Below are 23,525 nucleotides of genomic sequence, written 5' to 3'. Positions count from 1 at the left end.
GCCAGAACAGCCCTGTCCGCACCGCTGCTGACTGCTCGGCGCCGGCAGCCACGCGTGGCGAAAAGACCCCGCTTGAGAGCCCCGGAGAGCGACGGCCGCCCCACCCGTATACCTCGAGGTGGAGCTGTTCACGGGCAGATGGGGGGCATCACGCCCCCCAACTGCTCCCGGTGGTTAAGCCGAGCGAATCGGGAGATGGAACCGAGCGCGGGCCGGCCGCATCCAAGTAGGTATGACCGACGACCAGCTCGACGCCATCGCTCTTGCTCACCTCGACAACACCCGCGACGCCCTCGCCCGACTCCGGCGGGACCCGGAGTCTGCCGCGGTGCTCGACGCGCTCGACCGGGTCGTCTCCGAGCTGCGCGAACTGGGAACGAAATAGCCCCCACCTCACTCGCATTCGATACCGTCAGGACGTGGACAAAGATGTTGCCTGGACGCCCGCCATGCAGGCCTGGCTCGACGAAACCATGAGCCGCGCAAAGCCTCTTACCGTTCGCCAGCTTGACGTTCTCAGGGCGACGTTCGGAAAGGTCCAGCTCACCGACTAACCCCCGTATTCACTGCGGACCGCGAGCAGATTCGTATACGCGGGCCGCGGCTTCCCTCCGCGGCCCGCATCATCCAGGGTATCGGCTATCGAACGAGCGTGCGAATCGTCCTACGCTCGGAGTATGTCCACCTACATCGAGCCAGCCCCGAACTACTGCCCGAATGGGCATCTGCTCGGGCCGAACCGCTGCCTCGTCGGATGGGAAGCCTGCGCCTGCTCGCCGCGACTCGGGCACCGCACCCACGCCTGCCGTGAGTGCGGCGCCGTCACCCACACGCCGCCATGCAGCGGTGCGCAACCACAGATTGACCGGTGGTCCGAAGCAGATCAGTCGAGCGACGCCGGCCGGTAGTTGCCGTACAACCCGCGGCTATCGCCAGCGAGGTACTGCTCGTGCTGAGCCTGCGCGCGAATCCCCAGAGCCGCGTCTTTCCCTCGCTGCTGACGCACCCGATCACGGCGCTTGTCCACAAGCGTGCTGACACCCATCACGGCAGCCACGATCACGGCCACGAGAACAGCACCACCGAGCAGCACTTTCCAATAGCTGGCGATGAACGCGAGAGCCAGGAACGCAGCTATGAACGCCAGTGCGGTACGCATGGCAACCCCTCCTGTCTATGACCCCCCGCTGCTCCCCTCGGCTGCGGACGCTCAGTGTAGGGCTGGGCACCGACATTCGGGGCCCGATGCGGCCTAGCCTCCGCATCAGATCTTGGACTGATCCCACGGAGCATCGGGCGTCGAGACCACGACTTCCTCTTGTGCCCGAATGGCGTCCCCGCCAGGCCAACCATTGGCCACAGACCACGCTTCACGGGCAGCGCACCACATCCCGTACACACCCTCCTCATGCCAGACATGGCCTTGCCGCTCACACCACAGCATGTAGTCGAGCAACTCCGCGGGCGGCTGGCCGGCGGTCACAGTTCGGCGCTTCACGACACGGCCCCCTGAATCCCGTACACACCGCGGGTCGAGCGGCGCTGCGGCGCTGCCTCCTCCTCGCCGGCCGGCAACCCGAGGGCAGCGACCAGGCGGGCGAACGTGATCCGCTGCTGCCTCAGCTCAGGCAATGCGGGATGCACCCGAACGCCCTGCGAGGACTCGTTCAGCACTCCGTCACGGTCGAGGGCTGACTGCAGCGAGTCGAGTGCATCGGCGGTACGGCAAGCCTGGAGCAATAGAGCGCGCTCGTGCTCAGCCAGCTCGAACGTCGCGAGCGTGTCCGTCCACAGTCGTTTGCCGGCGGTCCGTAGACCGCGTGGGGGCTTCAGTTCGGCCACGGTGGGCCTCCTCTTGATTGGTGTAGGTCGGTTTGGTTCAGGTTCCGGAGGGGGCATTCGCCTATGACCTGAGGTGCGGCGTGAGGCTGTTCGACCCCCCCTCCCCCCTGGGTGTGCAGATCCTCCGAGCGGGCCACACCTCGGCACAGTGAGGCGCGGCCCGCTCGAGGCTCACCGCTGCTGACGGTCAGCGGGAGTTTGTGGGTCAGCGGGTTGTGCTGGCCATGTCTTCGGGGTCGACCATCACGCGCTGGTGTCCGAACTCGCCTCTGACCCAGGTCTCTTCCATCGGCTTGGGCCGACGGTACGGGGTGTAATCGTCGAGCCCTGCCGTGCGGATCATGACGCCCGCTGCGACCAGTGCGCCCCATCGTCCGGTGCGGCCGTCGGTGTTGTCCCATGCCTCCCACACTCGGCGGCGGTGGTGCCCCTCGGTGTCGACCAGGAGGGGAAGATGCGTGTCATGGGTGGTGATGCCAGCTCCGGCGAGGCTCGCGGCTGAGACCAGAGCTGACACCTTGGTGGTGAGGTCGACTGCGGCGAGCGCGGCCTGAGTCCAGGCTTTCCGCTCTCGCTCACCCGCAGTGACCATCGCGTCTGCAGAAGCCTCAGGATCGACGATCGCTGCAGCCTTGGTGAACTTCGCGGCTGTGTCATCGAATGCTGCGGCGAGTGTGAGGTAGTTCTGCTGGGCAACCTTGGCGTACTCGGTGCGCAGCTCGGCGAGCACGGCCCGCTTGGCGGCGTTGGTGACATCTGCCGCTGCTATCGGGGTGGCTGCCTCGGCGAGTGCCAGGGCGTGCAGCTGGGCCAGGTCTGCGGTGCTGTTGGGGTCAGTGAGTGCGGCGGTGAGGCGTGCCTGGTTGTGGTTCTCGAGGTTGCAGTAGTCGCGCCAGCGGTCGGCAAGCTTGGTGTAGTTGGCGGGTACGGTGCCGCCGGCGGTGGCGACGGTGTCGACCTTGGTGGTGAAGTCGGCGAAGGGGTCTCCGAACATGGTGGTCTCCTAGAGGGTGAAGTCGATGGGGCCGGCGAGCTCGGCGCCGATGGCGCGGGCGAGTCCGGTGCTGTCGTTGAGTGCGATCGGGTGCGAGCTCGAGGCGGTGAGCTCGGCCTCGATGAGGGCCTTTACGTCGGCGCGGTTCGGGTTGGCGTCGGCGAGGAGCTGTTCGCGTTCGGCGGGGGTGCAAGCGGACAGGTAGTCGAGTGCCTGCCTGCGGGGACTGTCGGTCATGCTGCGGTTCCTTCCTGATGTTCGGTGACGGCGCGGTGGTCGAGGACCCAGCGTCCGGCGAGCAGTCGGCCCCCGAGTCGGGGTGCGAGTCTGCGGGCGGTGCGGGTGGAGCATCCGAGCATCTGCGCCGCCTCGGTGACGGTGACGTGTTCGATGGGTTCAGTGTCGACGGGTTCGGTTGTGCTGCTGTCCCTTTGGCCCGCATCGGCCAGGGCTCGCGTGAGTGCGTGCAGGCCGTTGGATTCGGGCATTCCGTTGCGCCGGCGGGCGGCACGGGCGACGCCGAGGCAGTAGTCGAGAGCGTCGAGGGCCGGGCCGGTCAGTAGGAGCGCACCGGGCAGGACCGTGATCGGTGGGGTCACCGTAGAACCTCCTCGGCGTTGCGGGCGGCGTCGGCGAGAATCCCCCGGTAGTTGAGGGTCGGGGCGAGCCGGTCGACGGCCTGCAGGGTGGGTTCGAGGATGTTGTGGGCCATCAACCGCAGCGCGCCGGCTGCGACGTATCCGAAGGCGTCGACACCGACCTTGTCGATCCACTTCGCGGACACCTCGTCGAGGGCGTCCGGGTCTCCGCAGTGCTGCGCCATGTCGTAGGCGAGGGCGATGGAGTGGCCCTGCATCTGGTCGAGGTCGAGCATCGCGAGGGGTGCCCCGTTGTCGTCGACGATCATGACGTTGTCGGGCAGCGGGGTGGGGATGATGTTCTCGGTCATGCTGTGGCCTTTCGGGGCGTGTGGAAGTAGGTCTGTGTGTGGAGTTCGCCGGACCAGAGGCCGACGGCCTGGTGTTCGGCGGCGGCGGTGTTGCACGCGGTGCGGACGGGACAGGCGCGGCAGATCCGAGCGGCAGCACCAAGCCGGTGGTTGCGGTCCTCGTCGGTTTCGCCTTCGATCTGGTCGTCGAACATCGGGGCCTTGCCGGCGCACAGTGCGCCCTCGAGGCGGGGGTCGACGAGCGCGGCGAGTAGGTCGGTGGGTTTCGGCCAGTTAGCCATGATTTCTCCATTTCCCCAGGTGGCGGGGTGGACGGGAGGTGACCTAGGTAGGTGGGTAGGTTTTGTTCACCTACCCACCTACTTGCAGGTCAGGGGCACATTCGAGGGGTAGGTGAATTCACCTACCCACCTACCCCGTAAGCCGGTAGCCGTCTCCGGTCTCGTAGATCACGGACTCGTCCACGAGGTCGGCGAGGACGGCATCGAATACGCCCCGCAGCGGGGTATCCAGGTTGTTGCGTAGGTCCTTGCGGGTTGCGGTGCCGCGGCGTTCGAGAGTGCGGATCAGTCGCCCTCGAGCTCGGTTGCAGAGCCGCTCAGCCGCCCGGTCGTCGATGATCTCGGCCTCGTCGGCCTTTGCCGCGGCCCGAGCCCGGTTCGCCGATCTGGTGCGCTCGGCGAGGGTCCGCTCGATATCGCCGCGGGTCCGGTCCGATACCCGCATGATGACGCCGGCCAGAGTCCAGTCCTCCTCGTCGATGACCGTGCGGCCGTCCAGGACCATCAGTCCGGCCGCCACCTTGAGGCGCGTCAACATCCGGTGCCCGTCGAGCGGATCTACAGCTTCACCCCGCAGCGACGCGAGACGGTGCCGGTCCATCGCCCGCGTCGCAGTGTCCGGGATAACGAGCTCGGCGCGGTCGCTGCCCCACCGTGGAACCGTGACGGTCCACGGCTGCGGGCAGTCCGGTGCGGTGTCGGGTGCCTCGGGGTCACCGACCGGCATCCACACGAACCGCTGCGGGGTACCGCCGTCGGCGTCGTGGATCAGTGCGCCAGCCTTGGCGGGCTGGACACCGACGGTCAGGCACGCCCGGTAGGTATGCGCCGGCAACACTGAACGGGTTGCCTTGGAGGCGTTGTTGAATCCGCATGTCTCCCCGGCGTACAACTTCCGCAGCTCCGGCATCAGCGTCGAGCCCTGACGGGAACCGAGAGCGGTGAGGGTGTCGACCTCCGGTGCATCGAACAATGCCCGGGTGCGTTCTCCGGGTTCGTCGTCGTCGAGGCTGGCGGGCCGGAATGTCCGCGCCAAGCCCTCACCGGAGCCGAGCGGGAACTCATCGGTGTCGATGGCGCGGCCATTGTGGTCGACGAACTGCACAGCGGCCCGGCCGGCACCTTGCGATGCACCCTTGCCGGAGCCGGACGCCCCGACGAGCGCAGCGAACAGGTTCAGTGACATTGCCGCGCCGACGGTCGGCGGGGTCGTCACGTTCGGCTCGATGCTGGCGATGGCGCGGGCCAGGACGACAACGAGGACCGACCACGGCCCGGCTCGGCGAGCTCGGGCAAATTCGAGGACGTGCTCGAGGACCGGGCGTGTAGTCCAGAACTGTTCCGCTACAGGCAGTTCCGTCACTGTGACACTCATGCCGCCACCCCAGTCGTCCGCTGGGCAGATCGCAGGCATGTTTCAAACTCGCGTTCGGTCAGACCTGTCGACAGAGCGGCGTCGCGGATCTCGGCCAACACACCCACTGCTCCCCGTTCGAGTGCCCGACACAACGCCCAGAACGTCATCTCGTTACGGCGACCACCGACGGCCTCGGCGACGGTGCGGATCAGGCCGTCCGAGCGCCGTTCGGGGTTGGCGGTCCTCGGTGCCGGCGGTACGAATGCCGGTGGGGTTACAAGCGGGAGCAGTAGTTGTGGGAGGGCTGCGATCGGAAGGTTCCGTTCGATCCGGTACAGCTTCCCGGTGTCGGGGTGAACCGAGCCGGGCATCACGGTGTATCCGGTGCGCCAGGTCTTGAGGTCGATTCCCGGGTGCCCGTGGACCTTGCCGCGGACCTTCCCTGCGTAGCGGAAGTAGGCGTGCCGGCCACCGGAGCCGGTTCGCACCACCAGTGTCTCGAACACCTCGGGCACCTCGAGGGCGTCGAGGTTGCCGCCGTTGCGGGGGTCCTCGTCGAGGACCATGACGCCTTCGCAGGTTCCGCCGTAGTTGGCGTGGGGGTACTTGCGGGCCTGGCGGTTGAGGGTCTCGCGGTCGGTGGTGAAGTCGTGGAATCCGCCAGGCAGGAACGCCTTCTTCCCGTCGAGCGGTCCGAGCTTGAACCCGAGGGTCAGCATGTGCCTGGTTTCGGGATGAGTCATGCCGCACCGTCCTGTGCCCGCTTGGCGCACACGGGGCCTCGGTGCCGGCGGACGGACGCGGGGTTGGTGACCCAGGTCCCGCAGACGTCGCAGCGGACGGCGAGCCGGAATGCGTGGCCGCGGAGTGCGGCACTGAGGAGTTTGTCGGCGGCGTCGACGAGCTTCTCGTCGAACGGCGGATGGTCGAAATTGGATACCATAGGGGGTATCGCCTTTCTGGTGATCCCCCGGGGGCCGGGTCTCATGGGTGAGGGCGGCCGGCCCCTGGGGTTGCGGCTTGCAGAGTCGTTGGACCGGGCCTGCAATTCGCGGCGAGTTCAAGGGCAATGCGGACAGGACCTGTGAACACGCATCGGTTTTTAGGTGCGCCACCTCCGGAAGTCCACGGCAATCCACAGAACGGACTGCCCGCACAAAAGGGCAGCGAGGATCAGCTCGGTGGTGCTCAAGCGAGGGCCTCCCGACGTTCGGCGTCCGTGCGGATCGCGTCTTCGCAGCGCCTCAGCTCGGCCGCGGCCGATTCGGCGAGTTCGCGCAATGCAGCCTGCATCTGATCAACAAGGGCGTGCGCCTGTTCGGGCTCGAGGTACATCGTCATCGGACCGGACCGGATCACGACCTGCCCGAGGTGCTTCGTTGCGCCAGCGGTCACCTGAACTCCGAGTGCGTTGTGTGCCATGACTCAGGCCTCCTCGGTGATGCGGGAGCCGCCGAGGGCCTCGTCGATCAGCTCGCCGATCTGGAGACCGCGGCGGCGGGCCTCGAGGACGAGCTCTACCATCGTCGTCTTCGGGTTAATGGTTGGTATCGTCATGGTCGAGTCTTCTTCCTGGTGGGAGTTGGATTCGTTGCCCGTCCGGTGTTCGAGCACCTGGCGGGCGTTTTCGTTGATGGCCTGCATCGCTACGCGGCCTCGATCCCCAGCAGCGCGAGCAGCTCGCCAGTGGGAATCACGTACCTCGATCCGAGCCGCAAGACCCGCGTAGGGAACTTCCCCTGTTGCGCGAGTGCGTATCCGGTGCTCTTGCCGATGCCGAGCGCGGCGCACGCGGTCTGCAGGTCTGTGCTCACGCCGAGCGCGAGCAGTTGGTCCTTGTTCACTTTTCGCCTCCATTGACTGCTTCTCAGTCGAAACAGTGCTTGCACTGACTGGAACAAATGCGACGGTACACACCGCCTGGAATCCTTGCAAGTAGACCGCTACGGTGACTGATATGACGTCATGGGCAGCGGAGGCTACACAGCGGATCGGCGAAGAGATTCGAGCTAGGCGCGGTGGCCGATCAGCGCAGTGGCTGTCTGACCAGACACGAGACCTCGGGCACCCCATCTCGCGAACAGCCATCTCGGAGTATGAAACGGGCAAGCGGAAGGTGATGCCGGTAACCGACCTCGTCGTGCTCGCCGCGGCCCTCGACGTCCCTCCAGTGCTACTCCTCTACCCCGACGCACCAGACGGTCCAGTCGAGACACTCCCCGGCGCGGACAGCTCAAGCGATGAGGCAATCCAATGGTTCTCCGGCGACAGCCTGCGTCCAACAAGACGAAACGCCGGCGCCTACGTCATTCCGCCGGCCAGCGAAGGCGTAGAACTCATGCGGGAAGTTCGGAAGCGTCGAGAGCTCGGAAACTTCCGACTCCAAGTAGCCGACATACTCGACCGCGCCGGTCGAGGCGGCGAACTCGATAGCGCAACCCGCGAAGCAATCGAACTACTGCGGTACAAGCGGGCCGAACTCAACGCGAAGATCCGCGCCCTCGGCGGGACGGTCGCAGACCAATGACCGGCCGAACCTACCGGGCTTGCGGATGCCGGGATCCGCTGTCCAAGAAGGTGATCGGTGCGACGTGCGAGCGGCTCAAGACGGACGGCAAACACGGCACCTGGTACTACGCCGTCAGTCTCCCCAAGGCCAACGGAGCCTCCAAGAAGCTCCGCAAGGGTGGCTACAAATCGGAACGTGAGGCCAAGAAGGCACTGCGAGACGTCACGGACAAGATCGAGACCGGCGTCCGGGTCGACGGCAAGGAGACTGTCGAACAGTGGCTCACCTCGTGGCACAAGTCGCGGCGAAACGACCTCGCGCCGCGCACCTGGTATCAGTACGGGCACCACATCACCAAGACGCTGGTGCCGAGCATTGGCAGCTTCGCGCTCGAGGATCTCCGCCACGACCACATATCGGACATGGTCGACAAGCTCGAGGTCGACGGCCGCGGCCCGACCGTGATTGCCGCAGTGGTTGCGGTCCTGCGGTCGTCGCTCTCCGATGCGGTCTCTCGCCGACGCCTTCGGTTCAACCCCGCTGAGCATGTCGCGACCCCGAAGGTTCGGCGCGAGGAACGGCAGGTTTGGACGGCCGACCAAGCGGTGCAGTTTTTGGGCCTGGTGGCCGGTGCTCCCCCGTGGCAAGTCGACCCGCTGGCCGGGCTGTTCGAGGTGATGATCGGGACCGGCCTACGCCGGGGCGAGGTCCTCGGCTTGCGCTGGTCGGATGTCGACCTCGAGCGCAATGTCCTGCAGGTTCGGCAAGCTCTCGTCTACGTCGGCGGGAAGCTCACGTTCGGCGCACCCAAGACGAAGGGCTCGGCCGCCGGCGTCGGGCTCTCCGGCCGCGTCGTGACTGCCCTCGAGCAGCAACGCAAACGGCAAGCTGCCGACCGCGCCAAGTGGACTACCGCCTGGTCTGACACGGGCCTGGTGTTCACCCGGGAGAACGGCGAGCCGATCCGGCCCGAGTACCTGTTGCGCGAGTTCCACAAGCTCTCCGAGCTGGCTGGCGTACCTACGGTCCGTCTCCACGACCTCCGGCACCTGGCGGCAACACTGATGATCGCCTCCGGCGCACCACTGGCTGTCGTGTCCAAGACACTCCGCCACAGCCAGATCGGGATCACTGCAGACCTGTACGGGCACCTGACGGCCGAAACGGCTCACGCGGCCGCTCAGGGCCTCGAAACGGTGCTCGCGCAAGCGTCGCAGAGCCGGGACCGAAACCGTCTCGGGACAACATCGGGACAACATCACCCCTAGAAACGACTCTGGCCCTCCCCGCGCGAGCGGAAAGGGCCAGGTCAAGAGTGGAGCCGCCTGACGGAATCGAACCGTCGACCTTTTCATTACGAGTGAAATGCTCTACCGACTGAGCTAAGGCGGCGTGTCCGACCTTGCGATCGAACCAGCAGGAGTCTAGCGGCATCGACCCCGGATACGAAAATTGACCCCCACCCCGGCCCGTTCGGCCAGGCTTGCTCAGTTCAGCGCCGCGCCCAACCGGGCCACCATGGCGGCCACCGCGAACCTGGGCTTGACGTTGACGGCCAGCGCTTCCCGGCAGTCCAGCACGGCCTCGATGCAGCGCAGCAGCGCCTCCGGGCTCCCCGCGGCCGCCATCCTCCGCACCTGGTCCGCCTTGTCCGGGTGGTTCGCCTGCGCGGCCGAGCCGAGCGAGACGGCCAGCGCGTCCCGGTAGAGCCCGGCCAGGTCGATCAGCGCGCGGTCCAGGCTGTCGCGTCCGGTCCGCGTCGCCCGCGACTTCTGCCGCCGTTCGAGGTCCTTGAGCGCCCCCGCCGAGCCGCGGAGCGCGCCCGCGGCGCCCTTGCCGGTGCCGCCCGCGCCCAGTGCGGTGCGCAGCTCCTCGGTCTCCCGCTCGTCCCTCGACGCGCTCATCTCCTTGGCCTCGGCCTCGGCGGCCCGGACCAGCTCGTCGGCCGCCGCGTAGGCGGTGCCGGGCCGGGTGGCCGCGGACGCCAGGCCCAGGGCCTGGTCCCGCCGAGCACGGGCCTCCGAGTCGGTGGCCAGCCGTCTGGCCCGGCCCACGTGTCCCCCGCTGATCGAGGCCGCCAGCCGCGCGGCCTCCGGGTCCAGTCCGTCCCGCTCGCGCAGCACCCCGGCGATCGCGTCGACCGACGGCGTCACCAGCGCCACGTGCCGACACCGCGAGCGCAGCGTCACGGAGATGTCCTGCGGGTCCACCGACGGCGCGCACAGCAGGAACACCGTCCGCTCCGGCGGCTCCTCGACGACCTTGAGCAGCGCGTTCGCCGCACCCTCGGTGAGCCGGTCCGCGTCCTCGATCACCACCACCTGCCAGTAGCCGGTGCTGGGGCGGCGGGCGGCGGTGCGCACGATGGCCCGCATCTCCGCGACGCTGATGCTCAGCCCCTCGGGGACCACCCGGCGCACGTCGGCGTGGGTGCCCGCCACGGTGGTGGTGCAGGCGTGGCATTGCCCGCAGCCCGGGACGCCGGCGTCGGTGCACTGCAGCGCGGCGGCGAAGCACAACGCCGCCACCGAGCGGCCCGAGCCGGGCGGTCCGGTGAACAGCCACGAGTGCGTCATCAGCGAACCCGCGGACTGCGCGCCGCCGCGTGCCGCCGTCGCGGCGCCCGTCAGCTCCGTCTCGACGTGCTCCTGACCGACCAGCCTGTCGAATACTCCTGCCACGCCGCGAGCCTATCGGTCGCCACCGACCGAGCCCGACCCGCGCGCGGTCAGGACTCCGTCGTGGTCGACTTCTTCGCCGGCGCCTTCTTGGCCGCGGTCTTCTTGGCGGCCGTCTTGGTCGCGGCGGCCGTCGTCTTGGTCGCGGCGGTCTTCTTGGCCGCGGCCTTCTTCGCCGGCGCCTTCTTGGCGGGTGCCTTCTTCGCGGCGGCCTTCTTGGTGGCCTTCTTCGGCGCCGGCCCACGGGCCCGGCGGTCCGCGAGCAGCTCGGACGCCCGTTCGTCGGTGATCGACTCCACCTCGTCGCCCTTGCGCAGGCTGGCGTTCGTCTCGCCGTCGGTGACGTACGGGCCGAAGCGGCCGTCCTTGATCACCATCGGCTTGTCGGTCGCCGAGTCGTTGCCGAGCTCACGCAGCGGCGGGGTGGCCGCGGCCTGCCGGCCACGACGCTTCGGCTCGGCGTAGATCTTCAGCGCCTCGTCGAGGGTCACCGTGAACATCTGCTCCTCGTTCGCGAGCGAACGGGAGTCGGTGCCCTTCTTCAGGTACGGCCCGTAACGGCCGTTCTGCGCGGTGATCTCTTCCTTCGACTCCGGGTCGACGCCCACCACGCGCGGCAGCGAGAGCAGTCGCAGCGCGTCCTCGAGCGTCACCGTCGCGACGTCCATGGTCTTGAGCAGCGAACCGGTACGCGGCTTGGGTCCGTCCGCCTTCTTCGCGGCCTTCTTCGCGGGCGCCTTCTTGGCGGGGGCCTTGGTCTTCACCGTGCCCTCACCCGCGTCGGCGGTCTCCGCGACCGGCACCGGGACGATGTCCGGCTCCGGCTCGGGTTCCGGCTCCGGCAGGATCTCGGTCACGTAGGGACCGAAACGCCCTTCCTTGGCGACGATCTCGTGCCCGGTCAGCGGATCCACGCCGAGCTTGCGACCGTCCTGCGGGGTGGCGAACAGCTTCTCGGCGTACTCCGGGGTGAGCTCGTCCGGCGGCAGGTCGTCGGGCAGGTTCGCCCGCTGCGAGATCGGATCACCTTCGGGGTCATCGGGATTGACGACCATGCGCTCGAGGTACGGCCCGAACCGGCCGACCCGCACGTGCACCTCGCGGCCCTCGGAGTCGTCGAAGAGCCGGATCGAGTTGACCTCGCGGGCGTCGATGTCCTCGAGGTTCGTGCCGACCATCTTCTTCAGGCCGCCGGAGCGAGCCACCGAACCCTCGGCGCCGTGCTCACCGCCGAAGTAGAAGCCGGACAACCAGTTTCCGCGCTGTTCGCGTCCACCGGCGATCTCGTCGAGGTCGTCCTCCATGCCTGCGGTGAAGTCGAAGTCCACCAGCCGGCCGAAGTGCGCCTCCAGCAGACCGATTACCGCGAACGCCACCCACGCCGGCACCAGCGCGCTGCCGCGCTTGTAGACGTAGCCGCGGTCCAGGATGGTCTTGATGATCGACGCGTACGTGGACGGCCGGCCGATGCCGAGCTCCTCGAGCGTCTTGATCAGGCTAGCCTCGGTGTAACGGGCCGGCGGGTTGGTGGTGTGGCCGTCCGGGTCCAGCTTGGTGGCCGTGACGGCCTGCCCCGCGACCAGCACCGGCAGCCGGGACTCGGCGTCGTCGGACTGGCCGCCGGCCTCCTCGTCCACGCTCTCCACGTACGCCTTGAGGAAGCCCGCGAACGTGATGGTCCGACCGGACGCCGAGAAGGTGGCCTCCTCGCCAGTTCCCGCGATGCCGGTGATGCGCAGCGTCAGCGTGGTGCCGCGCGCGTCCTGCATCTGCGAGGCGACGGTGCGCTGCCAGATCAGCTCGTAGAGCTTGAACTCGTCGGTGCCGAGCTGGCTGTGCAGCTGTCCCGGGGTCGCGAAGACGTCGCCGGCGGGGCGGATCGCCTCGTGTGCCTCCTGCGCGTTCTTCACCTTGCGGGTGTACTGACGCGGCGAGGGGCTCACGTACTCGGCGCCGTAGAGCTCGGTGGCCTGGGCCCGGGCCGCGTCGATCGCCGACGACGACAGCGTCGTCGAGTCGGTACGCATGTAGGTGATGTGGCCGTTCTCGTACAGCCGCTGCGCGGTGCGCATGGTGCGTTCGGAGGAGAACCGCAGCTTGCGGGCCGCCTCCTGCTGCAGCGTCGAGGTCATGAACGGCGGGTACGGCTTGCGGGTGTACGGCTTGGCCTCGGCGGACGAGACCGTCAGGTCGACGCCGTGCAGCGCGTCGGCGAGCCGACGGGCCTTGGCCTCGTCCAGCACGGTGACGCCGGTGGACTTGAGCGCGCCGTCCGCGCCGAAGTCGCGGCCGGACGCGACCCGCGCGCCGTCGACGCTGACCAGCCGGGCCCCGAAGCTGCGGGGGCTGGCCTCGGCGCCGGCGTCGAGGGTCGCGGAGATGTCCCAGTACTCCGCGGACCGGAACGCCATCCGCTCGCGTTCGCGCTGCACGATGACGCGGGTGGCCACCGACTGCACGCGGCCGGCCGACAGCCGGGGCATGACCTTCTTCCACAGCACCGGGCTGACCTCGTAGCCGTAGAGGCGGTCGAGGATGCGGCGGGTCTCCTGCGCGTCGACCAGGTCCTGGTCGAGCTCGCGGGTGTCCTCGGCGGCGGCCAGGATGGCGGGCTTGGTGATCTCGTGGAAGACCATCCGGCGTACCGGGATCTTCGGCTTGAGCGTCTCGAGCAGGTGCCAGGCGATGGCCTCGCCCTCGCGGTCGGGGTCAGTGGCGAGGAAGAGTTCGTCGGCGTCCTTGAGCAGGCTCTTGAGCTCGGCGACCTTCGACTTCTTGTCGGGGCTCACCACGTAGAGCGGCTCGAAGTCCTGGTCGACGTTGACGCCCAGCCGCGCCCAGGGCTCGCCCTTGTACTTCGCCGGCACGTCCGCGGCCCCGCGCGGCAGGTCACGGATGTGTCCCACCGACGCCTCGACGACGTAGTCCTTGCCCAGATATGGGGCGATCTTGCGGGCCTTGGTCGGCGACTCGACGATCACGAGACGGCGCGTCTGGCCGGTCGAGGAGTCCCCCGCCGTGTCCTTATCCCGAGCTGCCACCTTGCTGCCTGCACCTTCCTCGACTCGAATGGGCGATCACGTGTCAAGTACTAACAGTGACACACCGCGTGCCCCATCCTTGCAGATCAATCCCGTGTCGACTTTCTACACCCGCGGCCACGCGCCGCGCGCCTCCGGCCGGTCAGGCGGCTGCCCGACGTTCTCGACCAGCCGTTGCAGCCGACGGTGCCCCACCACCCGCAGTCCCGGGTGACCGCCACGGGTGCCCATCAGAGTGGGTGCGATGCCGGCCCGCATCAGGGACTGGGCGAGCACCGCGTGGGTGTCTGGGGCGTGCGGGTCCAGTCCCAGCACGAAGCGCTCGCCGTCCGCCTCGGTGTGCCCGGCGGCCAGCGTCCACGCCCGCAGCGCGCGCGGCCCGGGGATCCATCCCGCCGGCACCGCCTTCACCGCGCCCTTGGTCCAGTCGGTCGCCAGCGCGAGGAGCTCCGGGACCGAGGCCGTCCGCACCAGCGGGCTGCCCTCGTCGGATCGGGTCAGCTCGGCGGCCAGTCCGGCCTCCTCGATCAGTTCCGCGATCGCCTCGGCGCGCCACTGCGCGTCGACGACCACCGACACCCTGGCCCGGTCCGCCGCCGCGGCCGCCTGCCCCTGCGCGGCCAGCAGTCCGCCGAGGTCGCGCACGTCGGGCGCGTCCGTGTCGGCAGAGAAGAAGGACAACTGGTTCACAGAATCAGACAGTAGTCCTGACATCGAAGCTAATTCCCCTTTGCCGCAACGAAAATGGTCAGACGTTTACGGATTGGTCAAAGAGATGCGGGATTGGCCGAAGCGTTGCCCTGGATTGCGCCCGGAAAGGACTCGTCCCCCGCCGCCTTCCGGCGACGGGGGACGAGTTCGATCCGTGTTGAGGTACTGACGAATCAGACCGCGCGAACGCCGGTCGCCTGGGGACCCTTGGTGCCCTGGCCGACCTCGAACTCCACGCGCTGGTTCTCCTCGAGGGTGCGGAAGCCGCTGCCCTGGATCTCGGAGTAGTGGACGAAGACGTCAGCGGAGCCGTCCTCGGGGGCGATGAAGCCGAAGCCCTTTTCCGCGTTGAACCACTTCACAGTGCCCTGTGCCATGCTATTCCTTCTCTTTCTAACACCGGATGCGGCAGACGGCGCTCACTGCCTGCCGGGCCGGTTCCGACCGCAGTACCGGTGACTTCCGCAGGCTGATATCCCCCCGAGGAAAAGCATCGAGACGGCGCTCGCAACATCGATCCTGCGAGCGCGTACACGAACACAGAAGCTGCGACCGATCGACAGTCAACCACGCTTCTCGCGAGTGCGACAGCCTAAATCACATAAAGAAATGATCTTGATTTTGACTACTAACTGGTAACGGCGGACAAACTACGCGGCCGACAGTTTCCGTCCACCTCGCGCGAATGCGCTTCCGCCGCACCAGTAGCATTAAAAACCCCAGGTCCGTACAGGTGTGGCCGCGTCGACGAACGAACTCGGAGTACCCAGTGAGCTCACCGGTCCCCGCAGCGGGCAACTTCGGGCGCACACTGCTCGACCGAGTGCTCGCCGGCACCCCCGGCGGGGAGCACCCGCTGACCCACGTCGCCGACCTGCCCGCCCGCGACTCCCAGTACGCGCAGTGGCCGTCGTGGGCGGACCCGGACGTGGTCGGCGCGCTGCGCGCGAGCGGGATCGAGCTGCCGTGGACCCACCAGGCCGACGCCGCGTCGCACGCCGCGGCCGGCTCGCACGTGGTCGTGGCCACCGGGACCGCGTCGGGCAAGTCGCTGGCCTACCAGCTGCCGATCCTCACCGCCCTCGCCGCGGATCCGCGCGCCACCGCCCTCTACCTCTCCCCCACCAAAGCGCTTGGTGCGGACCAGATCCGGTCCGCATCCGGACTGTGCGACGCCGCGGAGTCACTGGCGGACATCTACCCCAACGCCTTCGACGGGGACACCCCCGCCGAGGTCCGGCAGTGGGTGCGCGCCAACTCCCGCTGGGTGTTCACCAACCCGGACATGCTGCACATCGGGATGCTGCGCGCGCACCAGCGCTGGGCCCACTTCTTCCGGAACCTCCGCTACGTGGTGGTCGACGAATGTCACTCCTACCGTGGAGTTTTCGGATCCAACGTGGCACTGGTGCTGCGCCGGCTGCGGCGTATCTGCCGCCGCTACGCCGCCGACCCGGTGTTCATCCTGGCCAGCGCAACCACCGCCGACCCCGGGTCCGCCGCAGCCCGGCTGATCGGCGCCCCCTGCGAGCAGGTCGTCACGGACGGGTCGCCGCACGGGCCGCGGACCGTCGCCCTGTGGGAGCCCCCGCTGCTCGCGGAGGTGACCGGCGAGAACGGCGCGCCGGTGCGGCGTGCGGCGGGCACCGAGGCCGCCCGGATCATGGCGGACCTGATGATCGAGGGGGCCCGCACCCTCACCTTCGTCCGTTCCCGGCGCGGCGCCGAACTGACCGCGATGAACACCAGACACCTTCTGGCGCAGGTGGACCCGGAGCTCGCCGAGCGGGTGGCCGCGTACCGGGCCGGCTACCTGGCCGAGGACCGCCGCGAACTCGAGGCGGCGCTGGCCGACGGCACCCTGCTCGGCGCGGCCACCACCAACGCGCTCGAACTCGGGGTGGACATCGCCGGACTCGACGCCGTGGTGGTGGCCGGGTTCCCCGGCACGGTGGCGTCGTTCTGGCAGCAGGCCGGACGGTCCGGCCGCCGCGGCCAGGGCTCGCTGGTGGTGCTGGTGGCCCGTGACGACCCGCTCGACACCTACCTGGTGCACCATCCCGCCGCCCTGCTCGACAAGCCGGTCGAGGCCACCGTCACCGACCCGTCCAACCCGTACGTCCTCGGCCCGCAACTGCTCTGCGCCGCGCTGGAGCTGCCCCTCAGCGATGCCGAGGTCGCGGAACTGGGTGCGCTGGAGGTGCTCACCGACCTCGCCGCGCAGGGACTGATCCGACGCCGGGCGCACGGCTGGTTCGTCACCGCCGACTCCAACCCCCATGCGTCCGTGGACATCCGGGGCGGAATCGGACTGCAGGTGGCGATCGTCGACGCACAGTCCGGCCGGATGCTGGGCACCGTGGACGGGGGCCGCGCCCCCGCGACCGCGCACCCCGGCGCGGTGCACCTGCACCAGGGCGAGTCGTTCGTGGTGGACAGCCTCGACCTCGAGAACGGGCTGGCGTTGGTGCACGCCGAGACCCCCGAATGGAGCACCAGCGCACGGGAGAACACCGACATCGTGGTCACCGCCGTGCTCGACAGCAGCGAGCACGGCCCGGTCACGGTCGCGCTCACCGAGGTGGAGGTGACCCACCAGGTGGTCGGGTACCTGCGCCGGCTGCCGTCCGGCGAGGTCCTCGACGCCGTGGAGTTGAACATGCCGCCGCAGCGCCTGCACACCCGGGCCGTGATGTACACGGTGACACCGGAACTGATGGAACGCGCGGGGATCCCGGCGGACCGGTTCCCGGGGTCGCTGCACGCCGCCGAGCACGCCGCCATCGGCCTGCTGCCGCTGGTGGCAACCTGCGACCGCGGCGACATCGGCGGGGTCTCGACGGCGCTGCACGCGGACACCGGGCTGCCGACGGTGTTCGTCTACGACGGACACCAGGGTGGGGCCGGGTTCGCCGACCGCGGTCACGCCGAGCTGACGCCGTGGCTGCGCGCCACCCGCGACGCCATCGCCTCGTGCGAGTGCGCCGCCGGCTGCCCGTCGTGTGTGCAGTCGCCCAAGTGCGGCAACGGGAACAACCCGCTCGACAAGGACGGCGCCGTCCGGCTGCTGTCCGCAGTGCTCGACTCGATCTGCTGACCCGCCCCGCTGGTCCCCAATGTCACATTGGGGGTCCCCGGGATACCCGATGTGACATTGGGGAGCGGCCGCAGCGGGTCAGATCAGGTCGTTGCGCTGCAGCCAGTGCAGGATCGGCCAGCCGACGAACACCGGCAGCCAGCAGGTGAGCACGCGGTAGAGCAGGACCGACGGCACCGCGACACTGGCGGGCACACCGAACGCGGCCAGACCACCGATCAGCGCGGCCTCGACGGCGCCGACGCCGCCCGGGGTCGGCGCCGCGGACGCCAGCGTGCCGCCGATCATGGTGACGATGGTGACGGTGATGAACGTGGCGCCCCCGCCGAAGGCCTCGACGCTCGCCCACAGTGCCAGCGCCGCACCGAGAGTGGTGCCCGCGCAGCCGGCGACGATGAGCAGGAACCGCCACGGGTCGCGGGCCAGGTCGAGGAGTTCGACCGTCAGGTCCGCGATCTGCGGACGCAGGTCCTCGCGGAGCCAGCGGCGCAGCTTCGGCACCACCATGAACGTGCCGACGACCCCGAGCAGCAGGCCGGCGATCAGGTACAGCACCGTCCCCTTCGGGATGAAGTGCGACAGGTCGGCGTTGCGGCCGGCGGCGATGCTGAAGACGACCAGCAGCACAATGTGGGTGACCACCTGCACGGTCTGCTGCAGTGCGACCGCCGCGGTCGCCCGCACCCCGCCGAGGCCGTTGTGCTGGAGGAACCGCGCGCTCAGCGCGAGCCCGCCGACTCCCGCCGGGGTGGTGGTGGCGGCAAAGGTGTTGGCGAACTGCATGATCGTCAGGTGCCGGAAGCTGACGGTCTCGCTGGCGCACGCCCACAGCGCCGCGGCCGCCCCGACGTACGTCAGCCCCGAGACCACCAGGCCCAGCAGCGCCCACCACCAGTTCGCCGACTGCAGTTCGGTGATGAAGGTCGGCACCTGGCTGACGAACGGGTAGGCGACGTAGACGAGGCCGATCAGCAGCACCAACTGGATCAGCTGGTTGCGGGTGAAGCGGGTGACCTGTTCGGCCCTGATCTCGCCGGAATTGGTCTGCGTGCGGACCTCCAGCCGGGTCGCCGCCATCAGCTCCTTCGCGTCGGGCACCGCGCCACGGATCCGGCTCGGCATCGCCGAACGGGTGAGCCGGCCGGACGCCGCGATCACCTTCGGGGCGCCGACCGACGCGATGGCCGCCCGTACCGCCGGGGCCACCCCGAACAGGCCGGCGGTCACGAGCAGCAGTTGCGCGACGTCGGAGAGGATCGCCGAGTCGGACGCCCCGACCTCGGACCGCGAGAAGCCGTCGAACAGTGCGCCGCCCGCCTCGGTCCGGATGTTCTCCGGACGCAGGTCGCCGTGCGAGATCTGGCTGCTGTGCAGCCGGTGCAGCCCCTCCCACACCACGTCGAGGCCGCCGGGGTCGTGGCCGTCGACCACCGTCCCGTACGGCTCTGTGTGGGCGTAGAGCATCCAGCCGCGGTCCAGCACCGCCACCGCTGTCGGCGCGCTGGAGGACACCCCGAGCGCCCCGGCGGCGGTCGCCATCAGGGCCCGGTGTTCGACCGAACGGCGCAGTGACGCAAACGGTGCCGGCGTCTCGGAGCTGCGGAAGGTGAGCCAGCGTCCCACCTGCCTGACCAGGCCCTCGCTGCGCTGGTGCTGGCCGTACAGCTCGACCACCACCTGCTCCTGGGTGTCGGTGGCCACCGCCGTCCAGCCCGGGAGGCGGCCGGCGGTACCGAACAGGTCCGGGCCGCCGGCGTCGCGCTCGCCGGACTGCTCGACGCGGCACCGCGCCGAGAGCACCAGTGGCCCCGGCCCGGCCGGGCTGAGCACGGACAGCTCCCGAACCTTCAGGCCGCGGCGGCCGAGCACCCGTACGGCCGCATCCACCGGGACCTCGAGCGCCGGAGTGCCGACGAACAGCACCACCAGGGCTCCGACGAACCACCCGACCGTCAGGCCCAGCATCGCCCGGGCCGGGACGACGGCGCTGACGAAGAGGTGCATGGGCACGAAGCCCAGGAGCAGGATCCACCACAGCCGGCGCCACCGCACCGGCAACCACGGCCCGCACACGGTGAGCACCGCGGCCAGCATCGCGATCCACCTCGAGTCGTCGAGGAACTGCGAGAGGAAGGTGTCCAGATGGGCGCTGAGGTCCAGGTGCCACTTCGGCGCCGCGACCCCGTCCCCGGTGAAGGACAGCGCCACCCCCGCGATCAGGGCGGCGGCGGCGTAGCCGGCCAGCAGCTTCCAGCGTCGACCCACCACGATCCCCACCAGGATGGCGAACGGCAGCGCCACGATCGCCGCACCGTAGAACGAGTAGAACCGGTTGGACAGGTCCGGGGACGCCACCCCGATGAGGTCGGAGATCGACGACTCGACCGACTCCCAGCGGCCGCGGGTGACCAGCGAGACCACCACCACGGCGATCACGCAGACCGCCGCGACGACCACTCGTACCTGGTCGTTGGTTCGCCGGCGCAGCGGCTGCAGCAGGCTGCCGTGCACCGGGATGTCTTGTCCGTCAACGCGCATGGTCTTACATCACCCCACGTGGACGTGCGGTCGACGGGACGGGTCGGATTCGGCCCGTCGGAGCACCTCGCGGGTCACCGGCGCCTCCTCCCCCTGCCCGATGAACAGGAATCGCAACAGGTTGGCGATCGGATCGCCCTCCGTCCATTCGAAGTACACGTGCGGAACCGAACCCGTCCGGTCCCGGATGTCGAGCAGGATCGCCGCGATCGAGTTCGGGATGACCGCACTGTTGACCCACAGGATCCGGTGCTCGTCCCGTTGCCGGCCGTGCACCCGCAGCTTGGTGGCGAACTCCGAGGAGTCCCGGACGTTCACCTCCAGGAAGAGAATCGGCTGGTCCTCGGGCAGGTGGCTCTCCCTGCGCTGTTCCGCGGCCTTGCGCCGGTACTCCGCGGAGTCCCGCTCCCGCGCGTCGTGGGCGACGATGTGGATGGTGCCCCGGGCCGCCTCCTCGACGAACTGCCATGCGGTGGCGTCGTAGCTGACCGACTCCGCCCGCAACTCGAAGGCACGCTGGAACCTGGACGCGAAGGACACCAACAGGATCGCCAGGATGAACAACGTCGCGACCTGCACGCCCTCGGGACGTTCGAAGACGTTCGCCACGGTGGTGTAGAGGAAGATCGCCGCGACGACGCCGAAGCCGACCGACTTACGGCGCTGGCCCCGGCGATGCGCCGAGATGGTGACGGCCACCGCGGCGGAGGTGATCAGGACCAGTACGCCGGTGGCGTAGGCGGCACCCTGCGCGTCGACGCTGGCATCGAAGTACCAGGTGATGCCGAATGCGACGGCCGCGAACACCAGCACCAGGGGCCGCACCGCCCGGGCCCAGTCCGGCGCCATCCCGAACCGGGGCAGGTACCGGGGGACGAGGTTCAGCAGCCCCGCCATTGCGGAGGCCCCGGCGAACCACAGGATCGCGATGGTGCTGACGTCGTAGACCGTGCCGAACACGTTGCCGAGGTACTCGTGGGCCAGGTAGGCCAGGGCACGACCGTTCGCCGCACCGCCGGCCTCGAACTCGTTCGCGGGGATCAGCACCGTGGTGATGAAACTGCTGACGACGAGGAAGGCACTCATGATCAGGGCCGAGGTGGTCAGCAGGTGACGGGCACCCCGGATGCGGCCGCGCGGCGCCGAGTCGGTGTCGGAGGGATCCCCGTTGATCTGCGGCATCACCGCGACGCCGGTCTCGAACCCGGACAGGCCCAACGCCAGCTTCGGGAAGACCAGCAGCGAGATCGCGATCATCATCCACGGGCTGCCGTGCTGGGTGGTCATCGCCGACGTCCAGTCCGTGACCAGCGACGGTGCGGTCGCCACGTGCCACAGCCCGGCGACCATGACCACCAGGTTCAGCGCCAGGTACACCCCGACCAGCGCCACCGCAATCCCGATCGCCTCGGCGAAGCCCTTGAGGAACACGGCCGCGAGCAGGCCCAGCAGCACGAGCGTGACCAGCAGGTTCCGGCCCTGCAGGGCCTCGGGAGCGAACGGGTTCTCCACCAGGTGCGCGGCGCCGTCGGCCGCGGACAGGGTCATGGTGATGATGAAGTCGGTCGCGGCGAACCCGAGCAGCACCAGGACGAAGATCTTCCCGCCCCAGCGCGGCAGCAACCGGGCCAGCATCGCGATGGAACCCGCGCCGCGGGGACTCTCCGCCGCGACGCGGCGGTACACCGGCAGCGCCCCCAGCAACGTCAACGCCACCAGGACCAGCGTCGCCAGCGGGGACAGCACGCCGGCCGCCAACGCCGCGATGCCCGGCTGGTAACCGAGGGTGGAGAAGTAGTCGACTCCGGTCAGGCACATCACCTTCCACCAGGGGTGTTTGTGCTCTTCCTTCGGCGGCGACCGGAACGGACCCTGGTGCCCTGCAGGCTCCTCGGTGATGTCCGCGAGCAGCCAGGAACGCAGGCGCGTCGCGGGTCGGTCCGTGGTCGTCACGCTGCGAATCCTGCCATTGCCCGTACCCGGCGGTAACGGTGATCGGCCCGTGTTGCCCGTCGGACGCTCGACGCGCGGGCAGTGGCACCGCCCGATCGCGCACCCCAGGCCGCGCGTCAGTCCACCGGACCCGCCCGCGCGGCGGCCACCGCCTCGCCCGGTCCCACGGCCACCAGCGGCGCCGTCACCGCGACCGTCACCACCGCGTCCCAGCCCTCGGTCCGGCACTCGCGGACGCGCGCGTGCATGCGGCCCGCGATGTCGTCCGCCGCCGCGCAGGCCGCCTGCTGTCCCCGCCCCAGCGCCGCCGCGGTCGCGAGTGCGCCGAGGTCCGCCGCGGACTGGGCGCGGTGCCGCGCCGACACCGCCGAGCCCAGGCTCACCACCAGGACGGCCACCGAGACCAGTGCCAGCATCGCCAGGCAGGCGACGACGGTCGCCGCACCTCGCTCGCCCGACGCGACCGACCGCCGCCCGGCGGTCACCGGCCGCCGCCCGGCTCGCGGCCCGGTCCGGTATCCGTATCCACCGAGGCCAATTCCTCCAGCGCGGCCACGGCATCCGCGGAGATGCGCACCAGGGGCAGCAGCGCGACGGTCGTGGTGACCGTCGCCGTCACGTACCCGCCCTCCTCGCGCAGTTCCACCCGCGCGCCCCGCGGCGCCATCCGTAATGCCGCCGGGACGGCCTCGTCCCGGTCGCCGCGCGCCACCAGCCGTGCCGACTCCCGCGCGGCGTCGACACACCGCACGTGTGCCGACACCGCCAGGATCGCGCCGAGGCACAGGACCACCACCACGGTGATCGAGGCGAGCGCCAGGGCCGCCTCCACCGTCACCGCACCCCGCTCTCCCCTTCCCCCGGCGCCGTTCTCGCCGGCCCACCTCAGACCGCGGTGTTGAGCGCCTTGTCGATGATGCCGGTCAGCGCCGTCACGATCGAGTCGCCGGTGACGACCGCGTACAGCACCGCACCGAAGGCTGCCGCGGCGATCGTGCCGATCGCGTACTCCGCGGTCGACATCCCCTCCTCGGCCGCCGCGGCCAGCAACAGACGCGTGCGAAGTTCTCGAATCCCCTTGGCCAACAATGCCTTCCCCCTTCTCCGTGACCGTCACGGCGTCTCCGCGACGGAGTTTCCGACCCGCCTTCACAACAGCCCCTCGCCCACTACCCGCGACGCCAGTCCGACAACTACGGGAACGATGCCCAGGCACAGGAAGGCGGGCAGGAAGCACAGCCCGAGCGGACCGCTGACCAGCACGCCGGCCCGTTCCGCGGCCGCCACCCCGCGGTCCTCGACGGCCACCCGCCGCTCGGCCGCGAGTTCCGCCATGGCCGCGGCGAGGGACGCGCCCGAGCGGGCGGACCGCCGGGCGATCCGGGCCAACACCTCGGTGTCCGGGTCCGCGGCGGCCCTGGCCCAGGCGACCTCGGGGTCGGCGCCCAGCGCCARCAGGCTCGCCGCCGAGTCGAGCGCGCCGCCGAGCGGTTCCGGGCTGGTGGGCGCCACCGCCGCCGCGGCTGTGCCGACGGGCAGTCCAGACCGCAGGCACGCGGCCAGCAGGTCGTACCC

At 69.5% G+C, this 23,525-nt stretch carries 28 protein-coding genes and 1 tRNA gene; 5 read left to right on the top strand and 24 right to left on the bottom strand.

Going from position 1 to position 23,525, the window contains the following annotated elements:
- Positions 1-232 precede the first annotated feature (232 nt).
- Positions 233-385: a hypothetical protein gene (locus tag AC1DU4_RS02910; RefSeq protein ID WP_477837603.1), complete on the top strand. Its 153-nt coding sequence runs from the start codon at positions 233-235 to the stop codon at positions 383-385.
- A 34-nt stretch (positions 386-419) separates the two neighbouring features.
- A complete protein-coding gene (locus AC1DU4_RS02905; protein ID WP_477837602.1) occupies positions 420-554 on the top strand; it encodes a hypothetical protein in 135 nt (44 codons plus the stop codon).
- 329 nt (positions 555-883) lie between these two features.
- Here AC1DU4_RS02905 and AC1DU4_RS02900 read toward each other — a convergent pair whose 3' ends face one another.
- The 13 genes from AC1DU4_RS02900 to AC1DU4_RS02840 all read right to left on the bottom strand — a co-directional run bounded on the left by AC1DU4_RS02900 (position 884) and on the right by AC1DU4_RS02840 (position 7,267).
- Positions 884-1,159, bottom strand: coding sequence for a hypothetical protein (locus AC1DU4_RS02900; protein ID WP_477837601.1), 276 nt, complete (start codon positions 1,157-1,159; stop codon positions 884-886).
- Positions 1,160-1,494: 335 nt separating this feature from the next.
- Positions 1,495-1,842: a terminase gene (locus tag AC1DU4_RS02895; protein ID WP_477837600.1), complete on the bottom strand. Its 348-nt coding sequence runs from the start codon at positions 1,840-1,842 to the stop codon at positions 1,495-1,497.
- Positions 1,843-2,047: 205 nt separating this feature from the next.
- A complete protein-coding gene (locus tag AC1DU4_RS02890; protein ID WP_477837599.1) occupies positions 2,048-2,836 on the bottom strand; it encodes a hypothetical protein in 789 nt (262 codons plus the stop codon).
- A gap of 9 nt (positions 2,837-2,845) precedes the next feature.
- Positions 2,846-3,073, bottom strand: coding sequence for a hypothetical protein (locus AC1DU4_RS02885; protein WP_477837598.1), 228 nt, complete (start codon positions 3,071-3,073; stop codon positions 2,846-2,848).
- Positions 3,070-3,435: a hypothetical protein gene (locus tag AC1DU4_RS02880; protein ID WP_477837597.1), complete on the bottom strand. Its 366-nt coding sequence runs from the start codon at positions 3,433-3,435 to the stop codon at positions 3,070-3,072. Before AC1DU4_RS02880 ends, AC1DU4_RS02885 begins: the two co-directional genes overlap by 4 nt.
- On the bottom strand, positions 3,432-3,785 hold the full coding sequence (locus tag AC1DU4_RS02875; protein WP_477837596.1) for a hypothetical protein: 354 nt from the start codon (positions 3,783-3,785) through the stop codon (positions 3,432-3,434). Before AC1DU4_RS02875 ends, AC1DU4_RS02880 begins: the two co-directional genes overlap by 4 nt.
- Positions 3,782-4,066: a WhiB family transcriptional regulator gene (locus AC1DU4_RS02870; RefSeq protein ID WP_477837595.1), complete on the bottom strand. Its 285-nt coding sequence runs from the start codon at positions 4,064-4,066 to the stop codon at positions 3,782-3,784. Before AC1DU4_RS02870 ends, AC1DU4_RS02875 begins: the two co-directional genes overlap by 4 nt.
- A 130-nt stretch (positions 4,067-4,196) precedes the next feature.
- Entirely contained in the window at positions 4,197-5,441 is a 1,245-nt protein-coding gene (locus tag AC1DU4_RS02865) for a hypothetical protein (RefSeq protein WP_477837594.1), read from the bottom strand.
- Positions 5,438-6,166 carry a bifunctional DNA primase/polymerase gene (locus AC1DU4_RS02860; RefSeq protein ID WP_477837593.1) on the bottom strand — a complete coding sequence of 243 codons (729 nt, stop codon included), beginning with the start codon at positions 6,164-6,166 and terminating at the stop codon, positions 5,438-5,440. The genes AC1DU4_RS02865 and AC1DU4_RS02860 overlap by 4 nt, the downstream gene beginning before the upstream one ends.
- On the bottom strand, positions 6,163-6,366 hold the full coding sequence (locus AC1DU4_RS02855) for a DUF6011 domain-containing protein (RefSeq protein ID WP_477837592.1): 204 nt from the start codon (positions 6,364-6,366) through the stop codon (positions 6,163-6,165). The genes AC1DU4_RS02860 and AC1DU4_RS02855 overlap by 4 nt, the downstream gene beginning before the upstream one ends.
- A 245-nt stretch (positions 6,367-6,611) precedes the next feature.
- Positions 6,612-6,845 carry a hypothetical protein gene (locus AC1DU4_RS02850; protein ID WP_477837591.1) on the bottom strand — a complete coding sequence of 78 codons (234 nt, stop codon included), beginning with the start codon at positions 6,843-6,845 and terminating at the stop codon, positions 6,612-6,614.
- A 3-nt stretch (positions 6,846-6,848) separates the two neighbouring features.
- Positions 6,849-7,067: a hypothetical protein gene (locus AC1DU4_RS02845; protein ID WP_477837590.1), complete on the bottom strand. Its 219-nt coding sequence runs from the start codon at positions 7,065-7,067 to the stop codon at positions 6,849-6,851.
- A 2-nt stretch (positions 7,068-7,069) separates the two neighbouring features.
- Positions 7,070-7,267 (bottom strand): helix-turn-helix transcriptional regulator, encoded by a 198-nt coding sequence (locus AC1DU4_RS02840; RefSeq protein WP_477837589.1) that lies wholly within the window; start codon positions 7,265-7,267, stop codon positions 7,070-7,072.
- Positions 7,268-7,371: 104 nt separating this feature from the next.
- Here AC1DU4_RS02840 and AC1DU4_RS02835 point away from each other — a divergent pair, with 104 nt between their 5' ends.
- Positions 7,372-7,950: a helix-turn-helix domain-containing protein gene (locus AC1DU4_RS02835; protein ID WP_477837588.1), complete on the top strand. Its 579-nt coding sequence runs from the start codon at positions 7,372-7,374 to the stop codon at positions 7,948-7,950.
- Positions 7,947-9,200, top strand: a complete 1,254-nt coding sequence (locus AC1DU4_RS02830; RefSeq protein ID WP_477837587.1) for a tyrosine-type recombinase/integrase — start codon at positions 7,947-7,949, stop codon at positions 9,198-9,200. Before AC1DU4_RS02835 ends, AC1DU4_RS02830 begins: the two co-directional genes overlap by 4 nt.
- Before the next feature lie 48 nt (positions 9,201-9,248).
- Here AC1DU4_RS02830 and AC1DU4_RS02825 read toward each other — a convergent pair.
- From AC1DU4_RS02825 to AC1DU4_RS02805, 5 genes are all read right to left on the bottom strand, one after another.
- Positions 9,249-9,324: transfer RNA gene (locus tag AC1DU4_RS02825), tRNA-Thr, on the bottom strand.
- Positions 9,325-9,419: 95 nt separating this feature from the next.
- On the bottom strand, positions 9,420-10,613 hold the full coding sequence (locus AC1DU4_RS02820; protein ID WP_477837586.1) for a DNA polymerase III subunit delta': 1,194 nt from the start codon (positions 10,611-10,613) through the stop codon (positions 9,420-9,422).
- 47 nt (positions 10,614-10,660) lie between these two features.
- On the bottom strand, positions 10,661-13,651 hold the full coding sequence (gene topA, locus AC1DU4_RS02815; protein WP_477837585.1) for a type I DNA topoisomerase: 2,991 nt from the start codon (positions 13,649-13,651) through the stop codon (positions 10,661-10,663).
- 105 nt (positions 13,652-13,756) lie between these two features.
- The gene (locus tag AC1DU4_RS02810) at positions 13,757-14,341 is read right to left on the bottom strand and encodes a hypothetical protein (RefSeq protein ID WP_072845462.1); all 585 of its coding nucleotides are present in this window, start codon (positions 14,339-14,341) and stop codon (positions 13,757-13,759) included.
- Positions 14,342-14,535: 194 nt separating this feature from the next.
- A complete protein-coding gene (locus tag AC1DU4_RS02805; RefSeq protein ID WP_005248460.1) occupies positions 14,536-14,739 on the bottom strand; it encodes a cold-shock protein in 204 nt (67 codons plus the stop codon).
- A gap of 308 nt (positions 14,740-15,047) precedes the next feature.
- Here AC1DU4_RS02805 and AC1DU4_RS02800 point away from each other — a divergent pair, with 308 nt between their 5' ends.
- Complete coding sequence (locus AC1DU4_RS02800; protein WP_477837584.1) at positions 15,048-17,459, top strand: DEAD/DEAH box helicase; 2,412 nt, start codon at positions 15,048-15,050, stop codon at positions 17,457-17,459.
- A gap of 78 nt (positions 17,460-17,537) precedes the next feature.
- On the opposite strand, the gene AC1DU4_RS02795 is transcribed toward AC1DU4_RS02800, so the two are convergent.
- The 6 genes from AC1DU4_RS02795 to AC1DU4_RS02770 form a co-directional block, all read right to left on the bottom strand.
- Positions 17,538-19,997, bottom strand: coding sequence for a lysylphosphatidylglycerol synthase transmembrane domain-containing protein (locus AC1DU4_RS02795; RefSeq protein WP_477837583.1), 2,460 nt, complete (start codon positions 19,995-19,997; stop codon positions 17,538-17,540).
- 9 nt (positions 19,998-20,006) lie between these two features.
- The gene (locus tag AC1DU4_RS02790) at positions 20,007-21,815 is read right to left on the bottom strand and encodes an APC family permease (RefSeq protein WP_477837710.1); all 1,809 of its coding nucleotides are present in this window, start codon (positions 21,813-21,815) and stop codon (positions 20,007-20,009) included.
- A gap of 251 nt (positions 21,816-22,066) precedes the next feature.
- Positions 22,067-22,435: an Rv3654c family TadE-like protein gene (locus tag AC1DU4_RS02785; RefSeq protein WP_477837582.1), complete on the bottom strand. Its 369-nt coding sequence runs from the start codon at positions 22,433-22,435 to the stop codon at positions 22,067-22,069.
- Complete coding sequence (locus AC1DU4_RS02780; protein ID WP_477837581.1) at positions 22,432-22,788, bottom strand: TadE family type IV pilus minor pilin; 357 nt, start codon at positions 22,786-22,788, stop codon at positions 22,432-22,434. Before AC1DU4_RS02780 ends, AC1DU4_RS02785 begins: the two co-directional genes overlap by 4 nt.
- A gap of 47 nt (positions 22,789-22,835) precedes the next feature.
- On the bottom strand, positions 22,836-23,039 hold the full coding sequence (locus AC1DU4_RS02775; protein WP_477837580.1) for a DUF4244 domain-containing protein: 204 nt from the start codon (positions 23,037-23,039) through the stop codon (positions 22,836-22,838).
- Positions 23,040-23,099: 60 nt separating this feature from the next.
- Positions 23,100-23,525, bottom strand: a 426-nt coding sequence (locus tag AC1DU4_RS02770) for a type II secretion system F family protein (RefSeq protein ID WP_477837579.1), incomplete at its 5' end; no start/stop codon positions are given.

Source organism: Rhodococcus sp. P4_F5, from assembly GCF_056401315.1.
This window is presented reverse-complemented; position numbering and strand designations above follow the sequence as displayed.

What these genes read in the sequence shown, in the direction of transcription:
- AC1DU4_RS02910 (WP_477837603.1), top strand. Translation starts at nt 233, where the DNA reads ATGACCGACGACCAGCTCGACGCCATCGCTCTTGCTCACCTCGACAAC.
- AC1DU4_RS02900 (WP_477837601.1), bottom strand. Translation starts at nt 1,159, where the DNA reads ATGCGTACCGCACTGGCGTTCATAGCTGCGTTCCTGGCTCTCGCGTTC.
- AC1DU4_RS02890 (WP_477837599.1), bottom strand. Translation starts at nt 2,836, where the DNA reads ATGTTCGGAGACCCCTTCGCCGACTTCACCACCAAGGTCGACACCGTC.
- AC1DU4_RS02885 (WP_477837598.1), bottom strand. Translation starts at nt 3,073, where the DNA reads ATGACCGACAGTCCCCGCAGGCAGGCACTCGACTACCTGTCCGCTTGC.
- AC1DU4_RS02875 (WP_477837596.1), bottom strand. Translation starts at nt 3,785, where the DNA reads ATGACCGAGAACATCATCCCCACCCCGCTGCCCGACAACGTCATGATC.
- AC1DU4_RS02870 (WP_477837595.1), bottom strand. Translation starts at nt 4,066, where the DNA reads ATGGCTAACTGGCCGAAACCCACCGACCTACTCGCCGCGCTCGTCGAC.
- AC1DU4_RS02865 (WP_477837594.1), bottom strand. Translation starts at nt 5,441, where the DNA reads ATGAGTGTCACAGTGACGGAACTGCCTGTAGCGGAACAGTTCTGGACT.
- AC1DU4_RS02860 (WP_477837593.1), bottom strand. Translation starts at nt 6,166, where the DNA reads ATGACTCATCCCGAAACCAGGCACATGCTGACCCTCGGGTTCAAGCTC.
- AC1DU4_RS02855 (WP_477837592.1), bottom strand. Translation starts at nt 6,366, where the DNA reads ATGGTATCCAATTTCGACCATCCGCCGTTCGACGAGAAGCTCGTCGAC.
- AC1DU4_RS02850 (WP_477837591.1), bottom strand. Translation starts at nt 6,845, where the DNA reads ATGGCACACAACGCACTCGGAGTTCAGGTGACCGCTGGCGCAACGAAG.
- AC1DU4_RS02845 (WP_477837590.1), bottom strand. Translation starts at nt 7,067, where the DNA reads ATGCAGGCCATCAACGAAAACGCCCGCCAGGTGCTCGAACACCGGACG.
- AC1DU4_RS02830 (WP_477837587.1), top strand. Translation starts at nt 7,947, where the DNA reads ATGACCGGCCGAACCTACCGGGCTTGCGGATGCCGGGATCCGCTGTCC.
- AC1DU4_RS02805 (WP_005248460.1), bottom strand. Translation starts at nt 14,739, where the DNA reads ATGGCACAGGGCACTGTGAAGTGGTTCAACGCGGAAAAGGGCTTCGGC.
- AC1DU4_RS02800 (WP_477837584.1), top strand. Translation starts at nt 15,048, where the DNA reads ATGCGCTTCCGCCGCACCAGTAGCATTAAAAACCCCAGGTCCGTACAG.
- AC1DU4_RS02795 (WP_477837583.1), bottom strand. Translation starts at nt 19,997, where the DNA reads ATGCGCGTTGACGGACAAGACATCCCGGTGCACGGCAGCCTGCTGCAG.
- AC1DU4_RS02790 (WP_477837710.1), bottom strand. Translation starts at nt 21,815, where the DNA reads ATGTGCCTGACCGGAGTCGACTACTTCTCCACCCTCGGTTACCAGCCG.